We start from the raw sequence: 533 nt of genomic DNA, 5'->3' as shown, positions 1-533 counted from the left end.
AAGTCAGCGGCAGCTCCGGCTACGTGAGTGTTGCCGAAACGGTTCGCACGTACGACGAGAACTTCACGTACAACAGCGAGTCCGGCACGCTTTCGATCGGCTACAAGGTCTCCGATCTTGGTCTGCTCTACGAAACCGGCAATGTCGGCAGCAGCAACTACGCTGAAGATTCTCGCTGGCAGGGTCTCACCATCACGGCCAATGCGGCAGCGGACGGGACGTCCGTCTTTGACGCACTCATCAAGGACGGTGAGAACGGCAGCGCGGCCGGCAACATCGTCTTCAAGGGCGCCGACGGCAAGGGCACGATAACGCTTGCAGGTGATGAAAATACCTACACGGGCAAGACGTGGCTCACTGAGAATGCTCAGGTCGTCTTCGAGACCGACTCGGGCTTCGGCAATACCGCAGCGCTTCGCGTCGACGCGGGCAGCTCCGTTGACTTTGCCGGTCACGATCAGTCGATGGGCGCGCTCTTTGCGCTCGGCGACGATGCGCTTAAGAGTACCGACGGGGCCAATCTTGCTGTGAAC

At 60.0% G+C, this 533-nt stretch carries 1 protein-coding gene; it reads left to right on the top strand.

Going from position 1 to position 533, the window contains the following annotated elements:
• Positions 1 to 533, top strand: a 533-nt coding sequence (locus H6A60_RS12375) for a hypothetical protein (protein ID WP_439145086.1), incomplete at both ends; no start/stop codon positions are given.

Origin of the sequence: Sutterella massiliensis, from assembly GCF_016899755.1 — a bacterium.
Classification (GTDB): domain Bacteria; phylum Pseudomonadota; class Gammaproteobacteria; order Burkholderiales; family Burkholderiaceae_F; genus Sutterella; species Sutterella massiliensis.
Note: the sequence above shows the minus strand (reverse complement) of the source record. Positions and strands in the feature narration are given on the sequence as shown.